The sequence below is a fragment of the Nonomuraea sp. B10E15 genome, assembly GCF_039871615.1.
In the GTDB taxonomy this organism is placed as follows: Bacteria; Actinomycetota; Actinomycetes; order Streptosporangiales; family Streptosporangiaceae; genus Nonomuraea.
Genome location: NZ_JBDPMB010000032.1, coordinates 74,728 through 97,242 on the forward strand (window position 1 = coordinate 74,728; position 22,515 = coordinate 97,242).

Genomic DNA, 22,515 nt, shown 5'->3' on the forward strand with positions numbered 1-22,515 from the left:
GAAATCCCCTGCCGGCCCTCCGGCGGATCGTCAGCCGAACAGCGCGGGGAGCGCCGCCTCGTGCGTCTCCCGCAGCTCGGCCACGGGGATCTCGAACGCGCCCTCGACGACCAGCGTGTCGCCGCCGGTCATGCCGAGCCCGTAGCAGGGCACCTCGTGGCGCCCGCACAACGACGCGAACTCGTCGTAGGTTTCCGGCCGCACGGCGACGAGCGCCCGCGAGGCCGACTCGCTGAACAGGTCGGTGAACGGCTCGCCGCTCAGCGCCACGGAGGCGCCGACGCCCCGCGCCAGGCATGACTCGGCCAGCGCCACGGCCAGCCCGCCGTCGGACAGGTCGTGCGAGCCGGCCAGCAGCCCTCTGCGGGCGCTCTCGACCAGCACCGTGGCCAGCGCCCGCTCCGCCTCCAGGACGGCCTGCGGCGGCAGCCCGCCCAGGTGGCGGTGGGCGACGTGGGCCCACTCGGAGCCGCCGAACTCCTCGCGCGTGTCGCCGAGCAGGACGACCCGCAGCCCTTCAGCGGTGAATCCGGTCGGCACCCGCCTGGCGACGTCGTCGATGACGCCGAGCACGCCCACGACCGGCGTGGGGTGGATGGCCGTCGAGCCCGTCTGGTTGTAGAAGGAGACGTTGCCGCCGGTCACCGGCACGCCGAGCGCCCGGCACGCGTCGGCCAGTCCGCGCGTGGCCTCGGCGAACTGCCACATGACCTCGGGGTCCTCGGGGGAGCCGAAGTTGAGGCAGTTGGTGACGGCCAGCGGCCGGGCGCCGGTCACGGCGACGTTCCTGTAGGCCTCCGCTAGCGCGAGCTGCGCCCCCGCGTAGGGGTCGAGCTTGGCGTAACGCCCGTTGCCGTCGGTGGCCAGCGCGATGCCGCGGGTGGTCGGCTCGTGCTCGACGCCGGCCATGGTCTCCGAGATCCGCAACATGCCCGCGTCGGCCGGCTGGGCCAGCACGGTGTTGGAGCGGACGTAGCGGTCGTACTGGGAGGTCACCCACTCCTTGGAGGCCAGGTTGGGCGAGCCGAGCAGCTTGAGCAGCGTCTCGCGCAGGTCGGTGGGCCGCTCCAGCCGGTCGGGGGTGTCGGCGTTGAGCGCGGCCTGGCCGGCCGGCTCGTGGTAGGGGCGTTCGTAGACGGGACCCTCGTCGGCGGCCGTGCCCGGCGGGATGTCGACGATGATCTCGTCCTCCCACGTCATGACCAGGCGGCCGGTGTCTGTGACCTCGCCGATGACGGTGGCGGGGACGTCCCACTTCTCGCAGATCGCCATGAACGCCGGGATGTCGCGCGGCTCGACCACGGCCATCATGCGCTCCTGCGACTCGCTCATGAGGATCTCCTCGGGCCTGAGCGAGGGGTCGCGGAGCGGGACGCGGGTGAGGTCGACGTGCATGCCGCCGGTGCCCTTGGCGGCCAGCTCGGTCGTGGCGCACGAGACGCCGGCCGCGCCGAGGTCCTGGATGCCGACGACCACGTCGGCGGCGTAGAGCTCCAGGCAGCACTCGATGAGCAGCTTCTCCATGAACGGGTCGCCGACCTGGACGGCGGGACGCTTGGCGTGCGACTCGTCCTCGAAGGTCGCCGAGGCCAGCACGGAGGCGCCGCCGATGCCGTCGGGGCCCGTGGACGCGCCGAACAGCACGACCTTGTTGCCGGGGCCCGGCGCGGTGGCCAGCTTGATCTGGTCCTTGCGCAGCAGGCCCACGCACAGGGCGTTGACCAGCGGGTTGCCGATGTAGCAGGGGTCGAAGACGACCTCGCCGCCGATGTTGGGCAGGCCCAGGCAGTTGCCGTAGTGGCTGATGCCCTCGACCACGCCGGGCAGCACCCGGCGCGTGTCGACGGCGTCGGCGCCGCCGAAGCGCAGCGCGTCCATGACGGCGATCGGCCGCGCGCCCATCGACATGATGTCGCGCACGATGCCGCCGACGCCGGTGGCCGCGCCCTGGTGCGGCTCGACGTAGGACGGGTGGTTGTGCGACTCGATCTTGAACGTGGCCGCCCAGCCGTCGCCGATGTCGACCACGCCGGCGTTCTCGCCCATGCCCACGAGCAGCGCCTCGGACTTGGGCGCCTTGGTGGCGAACTGCTTGAGATGCACCTTGGACGACTTGTAGGAGCAGTGTTCCGACCACATGACGCTGTAGATGGCCAGCTCGGAGCCGGTGGGACGGCGGCCGAGGATGTCCTTGACCCGGGCGTACTCGTCGGGCTTCATCCCCAGCTCGGCGAAGGGCATCGGCTCGTCGGGGGTCTTGGCGGCCCGCCGCACACTGTCGATCATTCGCCCTCCTGCGCCGGTCGAAGGACCGTGTTCATAAGCCGCTCGTTCCACTCGCTCATGCGTCCACCAGGTTCTTGAGGATGGAGGTGAAGAAGCCGAGGCCGTCGGTGCCCGGCGCGCCGACCAGGTCCTCGACCGCGTGCTCGGGGTGCGGCATGAGCCCGACCACGTTGCCCGCCTCGTTGCGGATGCCCGCGATGTCGTTGAGCGAGCCGTTGGGGTTGCCGCCGGCGTAGCGCACGACCACGTGGCCGCCCGCCTCGAGCGCGGCCAGCGTCTCGGCGGAGGCGACGTAGCGGCCCTCGCCGTGCTTGACCGGCAGCACGATCTCCTGGCCCCGGTCGAAGGCGTTGGTCCAGGCGGTCGCGGTCTGCTCGATGCGGACCCGCTGGTCACGGCAGACGTAGTGGAGCGACGCGTTGCGGGTCAGCGCGCCGGGCAGCAGGTGCGCCTCGCACAGGATCTGGAACCCGTTGCACGTGCCGATCACCGGCAGGCCCGCCCCCGCGGCCGGGACGAGCTCGTCCATGATCGGCGCGAACCGCGAGATGGCGCCGCAGCGCAGGTAGTCGCCGTAGGAGAAGCCGCCGGGCAGGAACACGGCGTCGACCCCCTTCAGGTCGTGGTCGGCGTGCCACAGCGGAACCGCCTGCGCGCCCACGAGGTGCACGGCTCTGGCGGCGTCCTGGTCGTCGAGAGTTCCTGGAAACGTGACTACGCCCACACGGGCAGCGCTCATGACAGTCGTCCCCTCCGAGGAATGCGCGCGCACGCGCCACCGTCTCTTCGGGGCGGACGGCGGTCTGCGGCGGTGTAACCCAGGTTATCGGGTGCTCGAGCATGGTCCGCATCGGCTCGTGCGCGATGCGGGGGCGCAGGTCAGACGGCTGCGAGCGCGCGGGGACGGGCCTGCGCGCCGTCGTCCCAAGCGAGCGTCTTGCGCAGGTGGACCGTGGTGCCCCGGCCGGGCTCGGTGCCGAAGGAGATCTCGTCGACGACGGAGCGCATGATCAGCAGACCCCGGCCGTTCTCGGTGTCGGGAGGGGGGAAGTGCGCGGGCATCGACGGCACGCCCGCGCCGCTGTCGGCGACGCGTACGTCGCAGTGGCCGGAGCCGATCGACGCCGTCACTTCGTAGCGGTTGGCGGGTCCTCCGTGCCGCACCGCGTTGGAGCACGCCTCGGAGACGGCGAGCAACATGTCGGCGATGCAGGTCTCACTCACGTTGAGTGAGCGCAGGGCATCGCCTAGCACTCGCCTGACCATCGGTATGCCGATCGCATCCCGAGGCAGCGCCAACGAGAACTCAATATCCACCGGACTCCTCCGGGCGCCAGAATGTCACCTGGAGTAGGTTTCCCTGTGAAATCGGGGCTAACCGCAAAATCACGTTGTTGTTATTTACTGTTGGCTTGCGCGTGGCATTGTGGCACGTCAGAACCCCGCTTTAACCGACCAGGGGTAAATCGGGGGATCAAATGTGCGTTCTACTCCTCAACCCGGACGGTGTAGTCCTCGATCACCGTGTTGGCCAGAAGGGTCTCGGCCATCTTGCGCACCTCGGCCAGCGCCGCATCGTCTGCCGGGCCCTCGAGCTCCAGTTCGAAACGCTTGCCCTGGCGCACGGCCCCGACGCCGGAGAAGCCGAGCCTGGGCAGCGCCCTGGCGATCGCCTGGCCCTGCGGATCGAGGATCTCGGGCTTCAACATGACGTCCACGATGACGCGGGCCACTGCGTTCCTCCTGGGAGCGGTGGGTGGATGGGAAGCACAGCCTACCGGCGCGTGTGGCCGCCGACACAACGGGAACGGGGAGGACATGGGGCTTGCGCGCAGGGCTGTGACGTCTGCCACCATGGCCCCAAAGCGTACGAACCATCACCATATGGTTCTTCGCCAAGGAGGCCGGCCTGAGGTGGCAACCCCATCGACACCCGGCCCTGACGCACAGGAGTGGCCATGACCGAGCTTGTCGAGGTCGTCAGTGAGCACAGCACATGTGCCGCGTCACCGGCGAAGGAGGTCTCGTGACAACCGAAGCCTCACGTGGTGCTGAGGCGCCGCCGGAGCTCGTCCAGTTGCTCACCCCCGAAGGGGAGCGGGTCGAGCACCCCGACTACGACATCGACCTGACCCCCGCGGAGACCCGGTCGCTCTACCGCGACCTGGTGCTCGTTCGCCGCATCGACCTGGAGGCCGTGGCGCTGCAACGCCAGGGCGAGCTCGGCATCTGGGCCTCGCTGCTGGGCCAGGAGGCGGCCCAGATCGGGTCGGGCCGCGCGCTGACCGACGTGGACATGGCGTTCCCCACCTACCGGGAGCACGGTGTGGCGTGGTGCCGCGACGTCGACCCGGTGAAGCTGCTCGGCCTGTTCAGAGGCGTCAACCACGGCGGGTGGGACCCCAAGGAGCACAACTTCCACCTGTACACGATCGTGATCGGCAGCCAGACGCTGCACGCCGTCGGTTACGCCATGGGCATCCAGCGCGACGACGCCAACGCGGCCACCATCGCCTACTTCGGCGACGGCGCCACCTCCCAGGGCGACGTGAACGAGTCGTTCATCTGGGCCAGCGTGTTCAACGCGCCGATCGTGTTCTTCTGCCAGAACAACCAGTGGGCGATCTCCGAGCCGCTGGAGAAGCAGAGCCGCATCCCCCTCTACCGCCGCGCCTCGGGCTTCGGCTTCCCCGGCATCAGGGTCGACGGCAACGACGTGTTCGCCTGCCTCGCGGTGACCAGGAAGGCCCTCGAAGCCGCCCGTACGGGGCAGGGCCCGACGCTCATCGAGGCCTTCACGTACCGCATGGGCGCCCACACCACCACCGACGACCCCACGCGCTACCGCGTGGCCAGCGAGCTGGAGGCGTGGAAGCTCAAGGACCCGATCGAGCGGGTCAAGGCCTACCTCTTCAAGAACGAGCACGCCGACCAGGCGTTCTTCGACGCCGTCGACGGGGAGGCCGCCCAGCTCGGCGCCGATCTGCGCAGGCGCTGCCTGGCCATGCCCGATCCCGAACCGCTCGCCATCTTCGACCACGTCTACAGCGAGTCCCACGCCCTGATGGACCAGGAGCGCGCCCAGTTCGCCGCGTACCTGGAGGGGTTCGCCAAATGACGATCATGAGCCTGTCCAAGGCGCTCAACGAAGGCATGCGCAAGGCCATGGAGGACGACCCCAAGGTCCTCATCATGGGCGAGGACGTCGGCAAGCTGGGTGGCGTCTTCCGCGTCACCGACGGCCTGCAGAAGGACTTCGGCGAGGACCGCGTCATCGACACGCCGCTGGCCGAGTCGGGCATCATCGGCACCGCGATCGGGCTGGCGCTGCGCGGCTACCGGCCGGTGTGCGAGATCCAGTTCGACGGGTTCGTCTTCCCCGCGGCCGACCAGATCATCACGCAGCTCGCCAAGATGCCGATGCGCTCGCTGGGCGCGATCAAGCTGCCGGTCGTCGTACGCATCCCCTGCGGCGGCGGCATCGGGGCGGTCGAGCACCACAGCGAGTCGCCGGAGGCGTACTTCACCCACACGGCCGGCCTGCGGGTCGTGGCCTGCTCCAACCCGGCCGACGCGTACACCATGATCCAGCAGGCCATCCGCAGTGACGATCCGGTGATCTTCTTCGAGCCCAAGCGCCGCTACTGGGAGAAGGCCGACATCGACACCGACTCCGCCGAATGGTGGCCGCCGCTGCACGCGGCCAAGGTGGTGCGGCCGGGCACCGACGCCACGCTGCTGGCCTACGGGCCCATGGTCAAGACGTGCCTGGAGGCCGCCACGGCGGCCGAGGACGACGGGCGCTCGCTGGAGGTGATCGACCTGCGCTCGCTCAACCCGCTGGACGAGCCGCTGGTCCTGGAGTCCGCCCGCAGGACGGGGCGCGTCGTGGTCGTGCACGAGGCCCCCGTCAACAACGGGTTCGGCGCCGAGCTCGCCGCCAGGATCACCGAACAGTGCTTCTACCACCTGGAGTCGCCCGTGTTGCGGGCCGGCGGCTTCTCCACCCCCTACCCGCCGTCGAAGCTGGAGGAGCACTACCTGCCCGACCTGGACCGGGTGCTCGACGCCGTCGACCGGACCTTCGGGTACTGAGGGGGTTGTCCATGCGACGCGAGTTCAAGCTCCCTGACGTCGGAGAGGGTCTGACGGAGGCGGAGATCGTCCGCTGGCACGTCAAGGCGGGCGACGACGTCAAGGTCAACCAGATCGTCGTCGAGATCGAGACGGCGAAGTCGATCGTCGAGCTGCCGATCCCGTGGGACGGCGTGGTGGCCGCCCTGATGGCCGACGAGGGCACGACGGTCGAGGTGGGCCTCCCCATCATCGCCGTGGACACCGGAGGAGACGGCGACGACGGTGGCCAGGCCAGGGCGCTGGCCGACGACATGGTCCCGAAGCCGCCGGCCGAGGGCGCCGTCGAGCCCGGGGCGCACGGCAGCCCGGCGCCCAAGGAGGAACGCCAGGCGGTCCTGGTGGGCTACGGCGTCAAGACGGGCGCCACCAAACGCCGCCCGCGCAAGCAACCACCGAGCGCGGCCGCCCCGGTCGCCAACCCGGACCGCGTGGGGGTGGACGGACCGCCCCCACCGGTCGCCGCCGCGCCCGCGCCCGCCGCACAGGCGCCCGCGGGGCCGCGGGCCCTGGCCAAGCCGCCCGTACGCAAGCTCGCCAAGGACCTGGGCGTGAACCTGGCGAGCGTCGCCGGCACGGGCCCGCAGGGCTCGATCACCCGGGAAGACGTGCGCGCGGCCGCCCAGGCGGCACCCGTGGCGGCGGCGCCCCAGCCGCGACGCGAGCGCGAGGAGCGCGTCCCGATCAAGGGCGTGCGCAGGATGACCGCCCAGGCGATGGTCGCCAGCGCCTTCACCGCCCCGCACGTCACCGAGTTCCTCCAGGTGGACGTGACGCGGACGATGGAGGCCGTCCGGCGCCTGCGTGACCTCCCCGAGTTCGCGGAGGTCAAGGTCTCCCCGCTCCTCCTGGTGGCCAAGGCCGTGATCACGGCGGCCGGACGGCACCCGCTGATCAACTCGTCCTGGGACGAGGCGGCGCAGGAGATCGTGGTCAAGCACTACGTGAACCTGGGCATAGCCGCCGCGACCCCGCGCGGCCTGGTGGTGCCCAACGTCAAGGGCGCCGACGCGCTGTCCCTGCCCGAGCTCGCCGCGCAACTGGGCGGGCTCACGGAGACGGCCAGAGCGGGCCGCACGCAACCGGCCGAGATGGCGGGCGGCACCATCACGATCACCAACGTCGGCGTGTTCGGCGTCGACGCCGGCACCCCGATCCTGAACCCCGGCGAGGCCGCCATCCTCGCTTTCGGCCAGGTCAGGGACATGCCGTGGGTGGTCGACGGCGAGCTGGCGGTGCGCAAGGTGACGACGCTGGCACTCTCGTTCGACCACCGGATCGTGGACGGCGAGCTGGGCTCGCTGTTCCTGCGCGACGTGGGAGCCATGCTGGAGGACCCGCTCCGCATGCTCGCCTGGAGCTGACCCGGGTACGGCGATCGCCGGGAGGACCCCTCTCCCGGCGATCGCCGTGGCGGGGACGCCCGCACCCGATCACCTCAGAGGCGCCGGCGTCCCGATGAAATACATTGGCCCCATGATTCGCCACATCGTGTTGTTCACCTGGAAAGACGACGCCACCGACGATCAGCGGGCCGCCGTGACGGCCGAGCTGGGCAAACTGCCCGGCGTCATCCCGCAGCTGCGCTCCTTCAGCGTCGGCGGCGACGCCGGCATCAACCAGGGCAACCACGACTATGCGGTGGTGGCCGACTTCGACAGCGTCGACGACTACCTGGTCTATCGCGACCATCCCCAGCACCAGGCGGTGGTCGCCGAGCGCATCAGGCCGATCCTCGCGAGCCGCGCCGCCGTGCAGCTGAAGCTCTAGATCTCGGGAGGGTTGTTCTCCCGGTGCATCAGCCGGTGGTCGGACGTCTGGCCCCGCCGAGGGGCCAGCACGATGCTCAGGACCACCCCCACTCCGCCGACGATCATGAAGATGATGCCGATGATGTCCATGTGGACGCTCTGTCCGAACACATCGGGCTCGATGGCGAACTTCAGGATGGCGCCGAGCGTGAGGAAGAAGATGCTGACCCCGACACCCATGACGACCTCCAGGAAAAGAGCGTGTACAGCACCGGTCATACCCGAGTAAACGCGATCACACCCGCGACTTCTCAGGCCAGGCACGACAGCGGCCGGCCGCCGTTGTAGGTGATCATGTCGAGTATGGCGGTGGCCAGGTCGATCGGGGCGCCGGGCGGCTGCCCGTCGAGCTCGGCGTAGGCGCGGTGCAGGTTGCCCACGATGCGCTCGGCGTCGAGCAGCCCGGCCCACTCGCCCAGATCGGTCTCCCTGGCCGCGTCGAGCGGCGACAGCCCGGCCTCCCTGCCCCGTCTGGCGGTCTCCTGCACGAACCGCAGATAGCCCTCGGCCTGGTCGTAGGCCTCGGGCCCGCAGATCTCCCCGTGGCCAGGCACGATGGTCGCCGCGCCGAGCTGCCTGAGCTGGGTGAGAGCCTCCAGCGCCCCGGCGACCGAGCCCATCAGCACGAACGGCGTGCCGCCGTTGAAGACGAGGTCGCCGGAGAACAGCAGCCGCCGCTCGGGGATCCACACGTACGAGTCGTTGGTCGTGTGGGCCGCGTGCCCGACGTGCCTGACCTCGCATCTCAGGTCGTCGGAGTGCACGGTGACGCGGTCGGTGAAGGTGAGGAACGGCGGCGTCACCTCCATCGCGCCCCACTCCACCGTCGGCGACCAGGCGGAGCGGTAGGCGGGGACCCCGTCGGCGATGATCTGTTCGCGCACGCCCTCGTGGGCGACGATCGTCGCCTCGGGGAACAACCAGTTGCCGAACGTGTGGTCGCCGTGGTGGTGGGTGTTGATCAAAGTGGTGATCGGCCGGTCGCTTACGCGGCCGATGGCCTCCTTGAACGCCCGCGTCCGGCGCTCGGTCGAGCAGGCGTCGACGCAGATGACGCCGCGCCGCCCGGCCAGGAAACCGGTGTTGTTGATCCACCAGCTTCCGTCGGGCTGCACGTAGGCGTAGACGCCGTCCGACACCTCTTCGACGCGGGCGGGCGGCAGGGGATGATCGTGGGAAGCGGAACTCATGCTCGCGAAGGTACCCGCCGCCGTGGCCGCCTGGCGGCTTGGGCAGCAGGACACCCGCCCGGCGCGCGAGCGGGCGTCCCCGACCTGGAGTCCCCCGGCCTAGAAGGCCTCTTCCGGCAGCTCCATGAGTTCCTGGCCGGTCGCGGCGAGCACGCGCCGCTCGGCGGCCAGGCGCGGCAGCACGGTCGTGGCGAAGAAGGAGGCTGCGCCGACCTTGCCGAGGTAGAACGGGTCGTCGCCGTCGGCCAGCTTGGCCAGGGCCACCTCGGCCTGCCGCAGCAGCAGCCAGCCGATCACCAGGTCGCCCAGCGCGAGCAGCAGCCTGGTGGTGTTGAGCCCGACCTTGTACACCTCCTGCGGCGACTCCATCGAGGACAGCGCCCAGCCGGCCATGGTGTCGCCCATGGCCTTGACCTCGGCGGCGGCCTCGGCCAGCAGCTTGCGCTCCTCCTTGAGCCGGCCGTTGCCCGCCTCGGAGCCGGCGAACGCGTTGATCTCGTCGAGCAGCGCGCCGATCGCGGTGCCCTGGTTGCGCAGGATCTTCCTGAAGAACAGGTCGAGGCCCTGGATCGCGGTCGTGCCCTCGTACAGGGAGTCGATCTTGGCGTCGCGGATGTACTGCTCGATCGGGTAGTCCTGCAGGTAACCGGAGCCGCCCAGGGTCTGCAGCGAGCGGGAGAGCAGCTCGTACGACCGCTCGGAGCCGACCCCCTTGACGATGGGCAGCAGCAGGTCGTTCATGGCCTGGGCGTGCCGGTCCTCGGGGTCGATGAGGAGGGCGTCCTGGAAGGTGGCGGTGTAGAGCACCAGGGCGCGCATGCCCTCCGCGTACGCCTTCTGCAGCATGAGCTCGCGGCGGACGTCGGGGTGGTGGGTGATGGTCACCCGTGGAGCGGTCTTGTCGGACATCTTCGTCATGTCCGCGCCCTGGATCCTGGCCCTGGCGTACTCCAGGGCGTTCAGGTAGCCGGTGGACAGCGTGGCGATGGCCTTGGTGCCGACCATCATGCGGGCGTGCTCGATCACCATGAACATCTGCTTGATGCCCTCGTGCACGTCGCCCACCAGCCAGCCGACCGCCGGGTGCTTGTCGCCGAAGGTCAGCTCGCAGGTCGTGGAGACCTTCAGGCCCATCTTCTTCTCGACGTTGGTGACGTAGACGCCGTTGCGCTCGCCGACCTCGCCGGTCCCGAGGTCGACGTGGAACTTCGGCACCAGGAACATCGACAGTCCCTTGGTGCCGGGGCCGTGGCCCTCGGGGCGGGCCAGCACGAGGTGGAAGATGTTCTCGGTCATGTCGTGCTCGGCGCTGGTGATGAAGCGCTTGACACCCTCGATGTGCCAGGTGCCGTCGGGCTGCTCGATCGCCTTCGCCCGCCCGGCGCCCACGTCGGAGCCGGCGTCGGGCTCGGTGAGCACCATGGTGGCGCCCCAGTTGCGCTCGATGGCCAGCTCGGCGAAGCGCTTCTGCTGCTCGTTGCCCACCTTCCACAGGGTGTAGGCGAAGTTGGGGCCGGCCGCGTACATGTAGAGGGCCGGGTTGGCGCCGAGCACCATCTCGGCCGTGGCCCAGGCGAGGCTCCGGGGGATGCCGGGGCCGCCCAGCTCGGTGGGCAGGTCGAGGTGCGTCCACCCACCGTCGACCAGCGCCTTGTACGACTTCTTGAAGCCGTCGGGGACGCGTACGGAGCCGGTGGCCGCGTCGAACACGGGCGGGTGCCTGTCGCCCTCCTCGAAGGAGTCGGCCAGGACGCCGGTGGCCAGCCTGCCGACCTCGTCGAGAATGCTGCGGGCGACCTCCTCGTCCACTTCCGCAAAGGGCCCCGTGCCGAGGATCTCGCGCCTGCCGAGCACCTCGAAAAGGTTGAACTCCAGGTCGCGCACGTTGCTCTTGTAGTGGCCCATGGGTGTCGCTCTCCTTGAACCGAGTTTGGTGTACTGGCCAGTAACCTTACTCTGAAATGCTACCCACGGGTAACCCCTGTCATGCATGGCATGCTCTCTCCATGGACGCCGAAAGACTCGCCGCCCGATGGCGAGAGCGACTGGAATCCTGGGCCATCCCCGAAGCGATCATGGCCAAGGCTCCCGTTGATCCATGGGGCCACTCGCCCGAACGGTTCGCCACCCGCACCGACCGGGCGCTGGCCGAGCCCGATGACGGGCCGACCGTGACCCGGCTCGCCGAGGCACTGTCAGGCAGGGGTTCAGGCAAGGGCACGCTGCTCGACGTGGGCGCCGGCTCCGGCGCCGCGTCCCTGCCGCTGCGCGAGCACATCGGCCACCTCTACGCGGTCGACACCTCGGCGCCCATGCTGGAGGATCTGGCGGCCCGGGCCGACAAGCTCGGGGTGCCGGTCACCACGGTCGCGGGCCGCTGGCCCGACGTGGCCGACGACGTGCCCGTGGCCGACGTGGCCATCGCCGCGCACGTCGTCTACAACGTTCCCGACCTGGCTGGTTTCCTGCGGGCACTCGCCCGCCGCACGCAGGGGCGGGTGGTGCTGGAGCTCCCGCACCGCCACCCCATGAGCTGGCTGACGCCGCTGTGGCAACACTTCCACGGGGTCGACCGGCCGGTGCGGCCCGTCGCGGAAGACTGCGTGGCGCTGGCCGCGGCGCTCGGCTACCCCGTCAGGGTGGAGGAGCGTGAGGCGCCCCTGGAACGTTTCACGTCGCTGGACGAGCTGGCCGCCAGCGCCTGCCGCCGGATCTGCCTCGACCCGTCCATGGCGGACGAGGTGGCGGCGACGGTGCTGGAGCTCGGCATGTGGCCGATGCCCAGAGACCGGTGGACCACGGTCTGGTGGGAATGAGAGGCACAGGCCGCACGTTGTCCATGGCGAGCTGACGGCTCCCGGACGAGACGCGCCGTACCCGGCACGACAAGACGACGCATCCGCACAGTCTCGTTCACAAGGAGTTCGTGATCATGGCGTGGATCCTTCTCGTGCTGGCCGGCCTCTTCGAGATCGCCATGGCCCTCTCGCTCAAACTCAGCAACGGGTTCACCCATCTGTGGTGGACCCTGTCGTTCCTGGGCACGGCCGTGCTGAGCTTCGGCCTGCTCTCGTACGCGCTCAAGTCCCTGGAGGTCGGCACCGCGTACGCCGTCTGGACCGGGGTCGGCGCGGCCGGCACCGCGATCCTCGGCATGATCGCCATGGGGGATGAGGTGTCGCTGCCCCGCATCGCGTGCATCGCGCTGATCCTGGCGGGCGTCATCGGGTTGCGAACACTGGCTTGACGTCTTCGGTGGTGCCGGGTTGGGTGGCCTGGTGATCGAAATCCACGCTGTCACCATCGACAGCCACAACCCGTACGAGATCGCCGGCTGGTGGAGCAGGGCCACCGGGCTGCCGCTGGGCGAGGGCGACCAGCCCGGTGACGACGAGGTCATGCTCCGCACCAAGCAGGACCCGTTCGTGCTCTTCCAGAAGGTTCCGGAAAGCAAGACCGTCAAGAACCGCGTGCACCTCGACGTCAACGGCATGGATGGCAGGACCCGTAACGAGGAGGTCGAGCGGCTGGTCGGCATGGGCGCGACCATCGCCGACGACCTGCGCCGCCCTGACGGCACCGGCTGGGTGATGATGCTCGACCCCGAGGGCAACGAGTTCTGTGTCTGCCGCAGCCAGGAGGAGCGCGAGGCCCAGGGCTGAGCCGGGGTCACCGGGCCGAGCGGGCCCTGCCCTGCAGGGTGAGCGTCACGATGGCGGTGATCAGATAGACCAGCGCGCCGTGCCACAGGGCGTCGACGGCCGAGCCGAACACGCCCTCTCCGTCGAGCACGAGCTGCACGGGATAGTCCAGCACGGCCGTGATGCCGGCGGGCACCAGCGCGAACTTCCACGGGTGGCGCAGCGACCACACGCGAGCCTGCCGGGTCACCCGGTCGCCGTCGTCCGGCTTCGACACCGCGCCGATCGCGGCGACCAGCGCGAACAGGCTGATGCCCAGGCCCAGCGCCCACACCAGGTCGCCGCCGCCCGTGAGCAGGCCGAACCCGTAGCTGGTCGCCGAGACGACGCCACCGCTGATGGCGGCGGCCTTCCAAGGAGCGCCACGCAGCGCGGCGCCGGACAGCGATACCTCGTCGCGTCGACTGATTTCGTTCATGCCCCCCATGCTGCCTTTCCGGTCACCCTGGGGGCATCGGGGGCGGACCCTGACCTGTCCCTGACATCATGCGGACATGCAGAAAGTCGTGATAACGCATCTTGGCCCCGGCGAAGCGGATCGGCTGCGGTCGGTCCGGTTGCGCGCCCTCCAGGACACCCCGGACGCTTTCGGGTCGTCGTACGGGCGCGAGGTCGCCTTTCCACCAGGGAAATGGGACGAACGCCTGAGCGAGTCAGGTTCGCGGTGGTGGGTGGCCGAGAGCGGCGGCGCCGACGTGGGCCTGGTGTGCGTGCTGCTGGAGGACGGCGGGGCGCACCTGCTGTCCATGTGGGTCGCACCCGAGGCCAGAGGCGAGGGCGTGGGCTCCCGGCTGGTCGACACGGCCGTGGAGTGGGCCAGGAGCGCCGGCGCGGAGGAGATCGGCCTCTGGGCGGTCGACCAGAACCACACCGCCCGCGCCCTCTACGCCCGCAAGGGCTTCACCCCGAGCGGCAGGGTCATGGCGCTGCCGTCCAACCCCGACCTCATGGAGTCCCACTACGTGCTGTCGCTGCTCTTCCGGCAGGCCCGCGTGGGCGACGTGTCCGCGATCGTCGCCATGCTGGCCGACGACCCGCTCGGGGCCCAGCGCGAGGGAGACCCGGGCGACGAGCGCTATCTGGCGGCGTTCGAGCGGATCGACGCCGACCCGTACGACGAGCTGATCGTGGCCGAGCGCGACGGCAAGGTGGTGGGCACCATGCAGCTGACCTACCTGGCCGGGCTGTCGCGGCTGGGCGCGGAGCGGTGCCAGATCGAGGCCGTCAGGGTCGCCGCCTCCGAGCGGGGCAGAGGGCTCGGCCGCAAGATGATCGAGTGGGCCGTCGACCGTGCGCGGGCGCGCGGCTGCGCCATGGTGCAGCTCACCTCCGACAAGTCACGTACGGACGCGCACCGCTTCTACGACTCCCTCGGCTTCACGGCCTCCCACGTCGGCTACAAGCTCAAACTGGAGTGACCTCGACCAGGTTGTCGTGGAAGGCGGGACCCCGGCCCATGTCGCCGTCCCGCTCCGCCACGACCGCGTTCGGGTTGGCGCCGCCGGGGGTGAGCTTCGGCCAGCGCCCCTTCGGCGAGGCCACCACCCCGGCCGCCACCCGGTCGCTGATCTCCACGTCGGCCAGGAACTCGCCGCCCTCGTTGTGCACCCGCACCCGCTGACCGCCGGCTAGCCCGCGCGCCGCCGCGTCGGCCGGGTTGACCAGCACCACCGGGTCCTTGGCCCGCCGCCGCAGCTCCGGGTTGTTGCCGAACGTCGTGTTGAGGAACAGGTGCGACGCCGGCGTGATCAGCGTCAGCGGGTACGGCGACGATCCCGCCGCGCGCACCGTGTGGGGCGGCACGTACGCCTCCCCGGCGGGCGGGAAGCGCAGCCGGCCGGAGGGCGTCGGGAAGCCGTCGGCGAACGGCGCGAAGGGCTTGGGGTAGTTCATCCGCACCCAGCCCTCCTTGCGGATCCGGTCCAGGGTGATGCCCTCAAGGGAGGGATGCCCGCTCGACAACAACTGCTCGGCCAGCTCCAGGTCCGAGTCGTACAACGACGGCTCGGTCATTCCCATGTGCCTGGCCAGCCGCCTGAACGTCTCCGTCGTGGACAGGCATTCGCCGGGCGGTGGCACGGCGGGCTCGTTCCACAGCAGGTAGAGGTGCCCGTAGCCGGCGTGCAGGTCCATGTGCTCGGTCTGCATGGTCGCGGGCAGCACGATGTCGGCGTAGTCGACGGTGTCGGTGGGGAACTGCTCCATGACCACCGTGAACAGGTCCTCGCGGGCGAGCTGCCGTCTGATGGTGTTCGCGTCGGGGGAGGAGCCCGCCGGGTTGGCCGCGTACACCCACAGGCATTTCACGTCGTGGAGCTGCGAGGCGAGCTTCGTCATGACCAGCGTGCGCACCGGCCGGGCCAGCAGGTCGTCGCGCCGGTCGATGGCGAGGTGGACGTGGTCGCTGGTGGAGAAGGCGACGCCGCCGCCCGGATGGCGCCAGTCGCCGGTGACGCCGGGGATCGCGGCGATCGTGCGCAGCGCGGTGCCGCCGCCGGCGTGCCGCTGCAGGCCGTGCGTGGCCCGCAGCGCGGTCGGCCGGGTGTGCGCGAGCCGCGTCCCCAGCGCGCGGACGGACTCGGCGGGGATGCCGGTGATCTCGGCCACCCGCTCGACCGGGTGGCGCAGGATCTCCTCGCGGAAGTCGTCCCAGCCCTCGGTGTGCGCGGAGAGGAACGCATCGTCCTGCGCGTTCTCCGCCAGCACCACGTTGAGCAGCCCGAGCGCCAGCGCGGCGTCCGTGCCCGGCCTGATCGCCAGGTGCTCGTCGGCCTGGTCGGCGGTTCTGGTGCGGATGGGGTCGACGGCGACGACGTACGCGCCGTTCGCCCGCGCGTCCTGCACGAACTTCCACAGGTGGTGCCCGCTGGTCAGCGTGTTCGTGCCCCACAAGACGACCAGCTTGGCCAGCGCGAAGTTCTCCGGGTCCATCCCGGCCGCGGTGCCCGTCGTCCGCCGCAGGCCGCTGTTGCCGGCGCCCGAGCAGATGTTGAGATAGTGCTTGGAGGCGCCCAGCATGTTCCAGAACCGCCGCCCCGCCACACCCTCGCAGCCCTGGAGGTAGCCGAGCGAGCCGGTGCCCAGATAGGGCCAGATGGCCTCGCCGCCGTGCTCCTCGACGATGCCGCGCAGCCGCACGGAGATCTCGTCGAGGGCCTCGTCCCAGGTGATGCGCTCGAACTGGCCGGAGCCCTTGGGCCCGGTGCGGCGCAGCGGGTGGAGGATGCGGTCGTCCGCCCGGGTGTGTTCCAGGTAGCGGTTGACCTTCACGCAGAGCGCGCCCCGGGTGTAGGGCTGGTCGGGGTTGCCGCGGAGGCTGGCGGCCCGGCCGTCTTTCACCGTGACCACCCAGGAACAGGTATCCGGGCAGTCCAGCGGACACGCCCCCAGAACTCTCAAATCACCCGGCATGGCACACAGCCTACGTCGCGGAAATCGGAGGTGAACGGTGGGATCTCCAGCGTGTAGCCTGCCCGGTGCGAGGACTAGGGGGCTGATTTGAGGACACTGAACACCTAAAGATCTCACGGTCCAGCCGGGAAGGTGCAGAATCACTGTCGGTGGCCGAAATCAGGGAACGAGATGACACGGAGGACCTCGCGGAGGGGGATCCAGCCGTGGCCGAGTCGCGCGCGGACACCGACGTCTACGTCGTAGAGCCGCTCCTGCCGCAGCGCCTTCGTCGCCCGTCCGACCTGCTGCGGTTCTTCGCCACGCTCGCGGTGCTCGGCGCGGTGATCCTGCTCGCCCTGGTGGCCAAGCAGACGCTCATCGGCCTCGAGGCCGACGTCAAGGAGGGCGCCGAACTCGTCCCCCTGCTCAGCAGGATCGCCGCGTTCCTGGGCGGCGCGGCCGTGCTCATCGTGCCCACGGCCTTCGCCGTCGAGCGGGTCTTCCACCGCGACGGGCTGCGCGTCGCCGAAGGTCTGATCGCCGCGATCATCGGCATCGCCGGATCGTTCCTGCTGGGGCAGTGGCTCGTCGCGGGCAACGTTGACGACCTGCGCGTGCTGCTCACCGGCGACAGGAAGATCGAGCCGCTCAACACGCTGCTCACCTCGGTGATCGCGTACGCCACCGCCGTGCGCATCTCGCGCCGCCCCACGTGGCGGATGCTGATGTGGACCACGATCGCCCTCTACATCCTGGCCTTCTTCTCCGGCAGGCAGATCACGCTGCCGAGCGCCATCGTGACCGTGCTGGTCGGCATGGCCATCGGCTACGCCACCCTCTACGGCGTCGGCAGCCCCAACACCAGGCCGCCGGGCAGCGCCGTGGTGGCCGCGCTGCGCAAGCTGTCGTTCACGCCGATCTCGGCCCGCCGCATCGAGGACGACCACCAGGGCAGCCGCCGCTACGCCATCGGCCTGCAGGACGGCAGCAGCCTCGACGTCACCGTGCTCGACCGCGACCGGCAGGTGGCGGGGCTTCCCTACCGCCTGTGGCGGCGCATCAGGCTCCACTCCGAGACCAGGCGCAGAGCCATCAGGTCGCTGCGCGCCGAGCTCGAACGCGAGGCGCTCATGGCGTACGCGGCGCAGGCGGCCGGCGCCAGCACGCCCCGGCTGCTCGGCACCAGCGAGATCGGCACCGAGGCCGCGCTGCTCGCCTACGAGCACATCGAGACGCGCCCGCTCGACGAGGTGCCGGACGAAGAGATCGACGACGACCTGCTCGCCCAGATCTGGGAGCAGGTCGGGCTGCTGCAGATCCAGCGCCTGGCGCACCGCAGGCTCACCGGCGACAGCATCCACCTCGACGGCGCCGGCCGGGTCGTGCTCACCGACGCGCGCAGCGGCGAGATCGCCGCCGGAGACCTGCTGCTCAGGCTCGACGTCGCCCAGCTCCTCACCTACCTGGCGCTGCGCGTCGGCCCCGAGCGCTCGGTCAGGGCCGCGGCGGCCGTCATGGGGGCCGACACGCTGGCCGCCGCCCTGCCGCTGCTCCAGCGCATCGCCCTGACCAGGGAGACCCGCGCGGCCCTGGCCAAGGCCAAACAGGTCCTGCCCGGCATCCGCGAGCACATCGTGGCCCTCAAGCCGCAGGGCAAGGTCGAAGAGGTGCGGCTGGAGCGGTTCAGGCCGCGCACCCTGATCACCATCATCGCCAGCACGCTGGCCGCGTACTTCCTGCTGTCCCAGCTCAGCCAGGTCAACGTCTACCAGGTGGTGACCACGGCCAACTGGGCCTGGTCGGGGCTGGCGCTGGTCGCCTCGTTCGTGAGCTTCGTGGCCGCCGCGTGCATGCTGCGCGGATTCGTGCCCGAGAACCTTCCTCTCTGGCGTACGGTGCTCGTGCAGTTCGCGGCCTCGTTCGTCAAGCTCGTCGCGCCCGCGGCCGTGGGCGGCGTCGCGATCAACACCCGCTACCTGCAGAAGCGCGGCATCTCGCCGGCCAGCGCGGTGGCCAGCGTGGGCGCCTCCCAGCTCATCATGATGATCTTCCACATCGCGCTGCTCCTGCTGTTCGCCTACATCACCGGCTCCACCACCAACACCGCGTTCACGCCGTCGCGCGGGCTGGTCGTGGTGCTGCTCGCGGTGGCGCTGCTGGTCGTGGTGGTGCTCGGCGTGCCGCCGCTGCGCCGGATGGTCACCGCGCGGATGAGCAGGCTCTTCTCCAACGTCCTGCCGCGGCTGCTCGACGTGCTGCAGTCGCCGCGCAAGATGATCGAGGCGGGCCTGGGCACGCTCATGATCACCATCGCGTTCATCGTCTGCCTGGACGCGTGCGTGGCGGCGTTCGGCGGAGAGCTCAGCTTCACCGCCGTCGCCGTCGTCTACCTCACGGCCAACGCGATCGGCTCGGCCGCACCCACACCCGGCGGGCTGGGCGCGGTCGAGGGAGCGCTCGCGCTCGGCCTCACCGTGGCGGGGCTGCCCGCCGAGCTGGCCACGTCGGCCGTGCTGCTGCACCGGCTGCTCACGTTCTGGCTGCCGGTGCTGCCCGGCTGGGCCTCCTTCACCTACCTCCAGCGGCACGAGGCCCTGTGATCTTGTCGATGGCCGCGAGCTCGTCCTCGGTGAAGGCGGGGCCGTCCACGCAGGCCACGTTGTCCTCGAGCTGCCGCACGCTGCTCGCGCCGATCAGCACGCTCGTCACCCGCGGATCCCTGAGCGCCCACGACAACGCCATCTGAGCCAGCGTCTGCCCGCGACCCCTCGCGATCTCGTTCAGGTCGCGCGCCAGCTCGCGGTCGATCCGTTCCTGCGGCAGGAAACGGCTGGTGGCCGCGCGCGAGTCGGCCGGCACCCCGTCGAGGTAGCGGTCGGTCAGCACGCCCTGCGCCAGCGGCGAGAACACGATGCAGCCCATCCCCGCCTCCTCCAGCACGTCGAGCAGCCGCCCGTCCTCGATCCACCGGTTGATCATCGAGTAGGACGGCTGGTGGATGAGCAGCGGCGTGCCCAGCTCGCGCATGATCCGCGCCGCCTGGGTGGTCTGCTCGGCCGAGTAGTTGGAGATGCCCGCATAAAGCGCCTTGCCCGAGCGCACGGCCCGGTCGAGCGCCCCCATGGTCTCCTCCAGCGGCGTGTCCGGATCGGGACGGTGGCTGTAGAAGATGTCGACGTAGTCGAGGCCCATGCGCTCCAGCGACTGGTCGAGGCTGGCCAGCAGATATTTGCGCGAACCCCACTCGCCGTACGGGCCGGGCCACATGTCGAAGCCGGCCTTGGTGGAGATGATCAGCTCGTCGCGGTGGCGCGCGAAGTCCTCGCCCAGGATCCGGCCGAAGTTCCGCTCCGCCGACCCGTACGGGACACCGTAGTTGTTGGCCAGATCGAAGTGCGTCACCCCGAGGTCGAACGCCCGCCGCAGGATCGCCCGCGCGTTGTCGATCGGCCGGTTGTCGCCGAAGTTGTGCCACAGGCCCAGCGACACCGCCGGCAGCTTCACCCCGCTGCGGCCGCTGCGGTTGTACGGCTGACGCTCGTAACGCCGGTCGTCGGCCTGATACGTCATGACGCGCCCCTCTCGATGATCCAGGCCAGCGCGAACGCCTCTTCACGCCAGGCGTCGTAACGTCCGCTGCGGCCGCCGTGCCCCGCGCCCATCTCGGTCTTGAGCAGGAACGGCCCGCCGCCCGCCGTCGCCCGCAACCGCGCGATCCACTTCGCCGGCTCGTGGTAGAGGACGCGCGTGTCGTTCAGGCTCGTGATCGCCAGAATCGGCGGGTACGCCCTGCCGTCCACGTTCTCGTACGGCGAATAGCTCTTCATGTAGGCGTAGACCTGGGGATCGTGCAGCGGGTCGCCCCACTCGTCCCACTCGATCACGGTCAGCGGCAGCGACGGATCGAGGATGGTGTTCAGGGCGTCGACGAACGGCACCTCGGCCACCACGCCCGCGAACAGCTCGGGCGCCAGGTTCGTGGCCGCGCCCATGAGCAGCCCGCCGGCCGAGCCGCCCCTCGCGATGACCCGCTCGCTCCAGCCGCTCTCCTTCATGTGCCCGGCCGCCGCCACGAAGTCGGTGAACGTGTTGCGCTTCCTGGTCAGCTTGCCCTCTTCGTACCAGCGGCGGCCCAGCTCGCCGCCGCCCCTGACGTGCGCGACGGCGAAGATGAAGCCGCGGTCGAGCAGTGACAACCTCGGGATCGAGAAGCCGGGGTCGATGGAGGTCTCGTAGCTGCCGTACCCGTACAGCACGGTGGGAGCCGGTCTGGCGGTGTCCTTCCGCTTCACGATGGACACGGGGATCTTCGTGCCGTCCTCGGCCGTGGCCCAGTCGCGGAACTGCTCGTAGTCGGCCGGGTCGTAGCCGCCCAGCACCGGGCGCTGCTTGAGCAGGATCAGCTCGTGCGAGTGGAGCTCGTAGTCGTACACGCTGGGCGGGGTGACCATGCTCGTGTACGCCAGCCGGAGCCGCGTGGTCGTGAACTCGGGGTTGCCCGCCGGTCCGACGTCGTACAGCGGCTCGGGGAAGTCGATCTCGTACGCGTTCCGCTCGGAGGCCTCGACCCGCTCCCGCCAGGTGCCGCCGGCGGAGCCGTAGGGCAGCACCCGCAGGCCGGTCAGCCCTTCGCGCCGGAAGTGCACCACGGCGTGGTCGGAGAACGCGTCGATCTCCAGGAGCCTCGTGTCGTCCCTGTGCGCGGTCAGCGGCGTCCAGGAACCGGGGTCGTCGAGCGGGGCGGTGGCCAGCTCGAAGTTCTCGGCGTTCTCGTTGTGGAGCACGTAGAAGAAGTCGCCGGCGTGCTCGACGCCGTATTCGACGCCGGTCTTCCTGGGGCGGACGACCTTGAACTCGCCCGACGGATCCATGGCGTCGAGGACGCGCACCTCACTAGTGATCTTGCTGCCCGCGCTGAGCACCAGGTAGCGCTCGCTCCTGGTCAGCCCGATGCCCACCCAGTAACGCTCGTCGCTCTCCTCGTAGACCAGCACGTCCTCCTGCGTTCCCAGGGTGTGCCGGTAGACCTGGAAGGGGCGCCAGGCGTCGTCGACGCGCGTGTAGAAGAACGCGGAGCCGTCCGCCGACCAGGCCCCTCCGTAGAAGATGTCCGTGATCTCGTCGGGGAGCACCTCGCCGGTCTCGAGGTTCTTGAACCTCAGCGTGAAGCGCTCGTCGCCCTTGTAGTCGGTCGAGTAGGCCAGCATCGAGCCGTCAGGGGTGACGGAGCTGGCGCCGACGGAGAAGAACGGGCTGTCGCCGGCCAGCTCGTTGCCGTCCATGATCACCTGCTCGCGGTCGAGCCGCTCGCCCGGCGTGATCACCGGAGGCGCGTCACTGTCGGCGGGGACGCGGCAGGAGACGGCGTACTGCTTGCCCTCCTCGGTGCGCGTGTAATACCACCAGGCGCCCTTGCGGCTCGGCACCGACAGGTCGGTCTCCTGGGTGCGGGCCTTGATCTCCTGGAACACCTGCTCCTGGAGTTCGGAGAGGTGAGCGGTCTCCTTCTTGAGAAAGTCGTTCTCCGCCTCCAGATAGGCGGTGGTATCGGGATCTTCCTTGTTGCTCAGCCAGGCGTACTCGTCGATGACGGTGTCGCCATGATGGATGCGCTCGGTCCGGACCTTCTTCGCCACTGGTGGCGTGTTGCTGCTCACGTGGGGAGTCTATGTTCGGTCGTGATCGATCTGTGGCCGTAGAGCGCGGCGAACGAGTCCCGAGCGGTCCGGAGCGCTGCTAATCTTGAGAAGCCGACGCGGTGCGGCGCAACCTCCTCCTCTCACTCCGGTGATATTGGCGTGTTGTGTCGTGGGCCGGCGGCAATCCCCTGTGACTGCTGGGTCGGGAGACCGGTTCGCCGAACCGCCTACGACCTGGTAAGTTAGAGGGGTTGTCTCCGAAAGGGGGCGGCGCTTAATTCCCGCAGGTTGTGCAGGTCCGGTCAATTTGACAGGGACTTGAACGGCTGAAAGAGTTAAGACACAACGAAATGAACGCCTC

Annotated in this window: 20 protein-coding genes, 1 pseudogene and 1 riboswitch; of the genes and pseudogenes, 10 read left to right on the forward strand and 11 right to left on the reverse strand. The window is 69.9% G+C overall.

All coding sequences use genetic code 11. The annotated features are described in order from the left end of the window. Positions 1-30 precede the first annotated feature (30 nt). The 4 genes from purL to purS form a co-directional block, all read right to left on the reverse strand. On the reverse strand, positions 31-2,286 hold the full coding sequence (purL, locus tag ABGB14_RS46030; protein WP_347650215.1) for a phosphoribosylformylglycinamidine synthase subunit PurL: 2,256 nt from the start codon (positions 2,284-2,286) through the stop codon (positions 31-33). 55 nt (positions 2,287-2,341) lie between these two features. Continuing rightward, positions 2,342-3,025 (reverse strand): phosphoribosylformylglycinamidine synthase subunit PurQ, encoded by a 684-nt coding sequence (purQ, locus tag ABGB14_RS46035; RefSeq protein ID WP_347650216.1) that lies wholly within the window; start codon positions 3,023-3,025, stop codon positions 2,342-2,344. A 140-nt stretch (positions 3,026-3,165) separates the two neighbouring features. Next, the gene (locus ABGB14_RS46040) at positions 3,166-3,552 is read right to left on the reverse strand and encodes an ATP-binding protein (protein WP_347650233.1); all 387 of its coding nucleotides are present in this window, start codon (positions 3,550-3,552) and stop codon (positions 3,166-3,168) included. Between the two features lie 221 nt (positions 3,553-3,773). Continuing rightward, on the reverse strand, positions 3,774-4,019 hold the full coding sequence (gene purS, locus ABGB14_RS46045; RefSeq protein ID WP_347650217.1) for a phosphoribosylformylglycinamidine synthase subunit PurS: 246 nt from the start codon (positions 4,017-4,019) through the stop codon (positions 3,774-3,776). Between the two features lie 293 nt (positions 4,020-4,312). On the opposite strand from purS, the gene pdhA reads away from it, so the two are divergent. From pdhA to ABGB14_RS46065, 4 genes are all read left to right on the forward strand, one after another. Beyond that, complete coding sequence (gene pdhA, locus ABGB14_RS46050) at positions 4,313-5,404, forward strand: pyruvate dehydrogenase (acetyl-transferring) E1 component subunit alpha (protein WP_347650218.1); 1,092 nt, start codon at positions 4,313-4,315, stop codon at positions 5,402-5,404. After that, the gene (locus ABGB14_RS46055; protein WP_347650219.1) at positions 5,401-6,381 is read left to right on the forward strand and encodes an alpha-ketoacid dehydrogenase subunit beta; all 981 of its coding nucleotides are present in this window, start codon (positions 5,401-5,403) and stop codon (positions 6,379-6,381) included. The genes pdhA and ABGB14_RS46055 overlap by 4 nt, the downstream gene beginning before the upstream one ends. A gap of 11 nt (positions 6,382-6,392) precedes the next feature. Next, positions 6,393-7,784: a dihydrolipoamide acetyltransferase family protein gene (locus ABGB14_RS46060; protein ID WP_347650220.1), complete on the forward strand. Its 1,392-nt coding sequence runs from the start codon at positions 6,393-6,395 to the stop codon at positions 7,782-7,784. Positions 7,785-7,896: 112 nt separating this feature from the next. Further along, positions 7,897-8,190, forward strand: a complete 294-nt coding sequence (locus ABGB14_RS46065; RefSeq protein WP_347650221.1) for a Dabb family protein — start codon at positions 7,897-7,899, stop codon at positions 8,188-8,190. Here the strand turns inward: ABGB14_RS46065 and ABGB14_RS46070 are convergent. The 3 genes from ABGB14_RS46070 to ABGB14_RS46080 form a co-directional block, all read right to left on the reverse strand. After that, positions 8,187-8,411 carry a hypothetical protein gene (locus ABGB14_RS46070; RefSeq protein WP_132508392.1) on the reverse strand — a complete coding sequence of 75 codons (225 nt, stop codon included), beginning with the start codon at positions 8,409-8,411 and terminating at the stop codon, positions 8,187-8,189. The genes ABGB14_RS46065 and ABGB14_RS46070 overlap by 4 nt on opposite strands. A 71-nt stretch (positions 8,412-8,482) precedes the next feature. Beyond that, on the reverse strand, positions 8,483-9,421 hold the full coding sequence (locus ABGB14_RS46075; RefSeq protein WP_347650222.1) for an MBL fold metallo-hydrolase: 939 nt from the start codon (positions 9,419-9,421) through the stop codon (positions 8,483-8,485). 99 nt (positions 9,422-9,520) lie between these two features. Further along, the gene (locus ABGB14_RS46080; protein ID WP_347650223.1) at positions 9,521-11,326 is read right to left on the reverse strand and encodes an acyl-CoA dehydrogenase; all 1,806 of its coding nucleotides are present in this window, start codon (positions 11,324-11,326) and stop codon (positions 9,521-9,523) included. A gap of 101 nt (positions 11,327-11,427) precedes the next feature. Here ABGB14_RS46080 and ABGB14_RS46085 point away from each other — a divergent pair, with 101 nt between their 5' ends. The 3 genes from ABGB14_RS46085 to ABGB14_RS46095 all read left to right on the forward strand — a co-directional run bounded on the left by ABGB14_RS46085 (position 11,428) and on the right by ABGB14_RS46095 (position 13,083). After that, a complete protein-coding gene (locus ABGB14_RS46085; RefSeq protein ID WP_347650224.1) occupies positions 11,428-12,237 on the forward strand; it encodes a class I SAM-dependent methyltransferase in 810 nt (269 codons plus the stop codon). A 25-nt stretch (positions 12,238-12,262) separates the two neighbouring features. Beyond that, a riboswitch (guanidine-III (ykkC-III) riboswitch) is annotated at positions 12,263-12,321 on the forward strand. Between the two features lie 32 nt (positions 12,322-12,353). Then, positions 12,354-12,668: a multidrug efflux SMR transporter gene (locus ABGB14_RS46090; protein WP_347650225.1), complete on the forward strand. Its 315-nt coding sequence runs from the start codon at positions 12,354-12,356 to the stop codon at positions 12,666-12,668. A gap of 31 nt (positions 12,669-12,699) precedes the next feature. Next, positions 12,700-13,083: a VOC family protein gene (locus tag ABGB14_RS46095; protein ID WP_347650226.1), complete on the forward strand. Its 384-nt coding sequence runs from the start codon at positions 12,700-12,702 to the stop codon at positions 13,081-13,083. A gap of 7 nt (positions 13,084-13,090) precedes the next feature. Here ABGB14_RS46095 and ABGB14_RS46100 read toward each other — a convergent pair whose 3' ends face one another. Then, complete coding sequence (locus ABGB14_RS46100; RefSeq protein ID WP_347650227.1) at positions 13,091-13,540, reverse strand: hypothetical protein; 450 nt, start codon at positions 13,538-13,540, stop codon at positions 13,091-13,093. 76 nt (positions 13,541-13,616) lie between these two features. Here ABGB14_RS46100 and ABGB14_RS46105 point away from each other — a divergent pair. Both ABGB14_RS46105 and ABGB14_RS46110 read left to right on the forward strand, forming a co-directional pair. Beyond that, positions 13,617-14,027: pseudogene (locus ABGB14_RS46105) on the forward strand (GNAT family N-acetyltransferase); the annotation flags it as partial. A 42-nt stretch (positions 14,028-14,069) separates the two neighbouring features. Beyond that, complete coding sequence (locus ABGB14_RS46110) at positions 14,070-14,540, forward strand: GNAT family N-acetyltransferase (RefSeq protein ID WP_347650234.1); 471 nt, start codon at positions 14,070-14,072, stop codon at positions 14,538-14,540. Here the strand turns inward: ABGB14_RS46110 and ABGB14_RS46115 are convergent. Beyond that, positions 14,527-16,533 (reverse strand): molybdopterin oxidoreductase family protein, encoded by a 2,007-nt coding sequence (locus ABGB14_RS46115; RefSeq protein WP_347650228.1) that lies wholly within the window; start codon positions 16,531-16,533, stop codon positions 14,527-14,529. The genes ABGB14_RS46110 and ABGB14_RS46115 overlap by 14 nt on opposite strands. Positions 16,534-16,682: 149 nt before the next feature. Here ABGB14_RS46115 and ABGB14_RS46120 point away from each other — a divergent pair, with 149 nt between their 5' ends. Continuing rightward, the gene (locus tag ABGB14_RS46120; protein WP_347650229.1) at positions 16,683-19,115 is read left to right on the forward strand and encodes a lysylphosphatidylglycerol synthase transmembrane domain-containing protein; all 2,433 of its coding nucleotides are present in this window, start codon (positions 16,683-16,685) and stop codon (positions 19,113-19,115) included. Here ABGB14_RS46120 and mgrA read toward each other — a convergent pair. After that, positions 19,084-20,085, reverse strand: coding sequence for an L-glyceraldehyde 3-phosphate reductase (mgrA, locus tag ABGB14_RS46125; protein ID WP_347650230.1), 1,002 nt, complete (start codon positions 20,083-20,085; stop codon positions 19,084-19,086). The genes ABGB14_RS46120 and mgrA overlap by 32 nt on opposite strands. Then, positions 20,082-22,172 carry a S9 family peptidase gene (locus ABGB14_RS46130; protein ID WP_347650231.1) on the reverse strand — a complete coding sequence of 697 codons (2,091 nt, stop codon included), beginning with the start codon at positions 22,170-22,172 and terminating at the stop codon, positions 20,082-20,084. The genes mgrA and ABGB14_RS46130 overlap by 4 nt, the downstream gene beginning before the upstream one ends. Between the last annotated feature and the right edge of the window lie 343 nt (positions 22,173-22,515).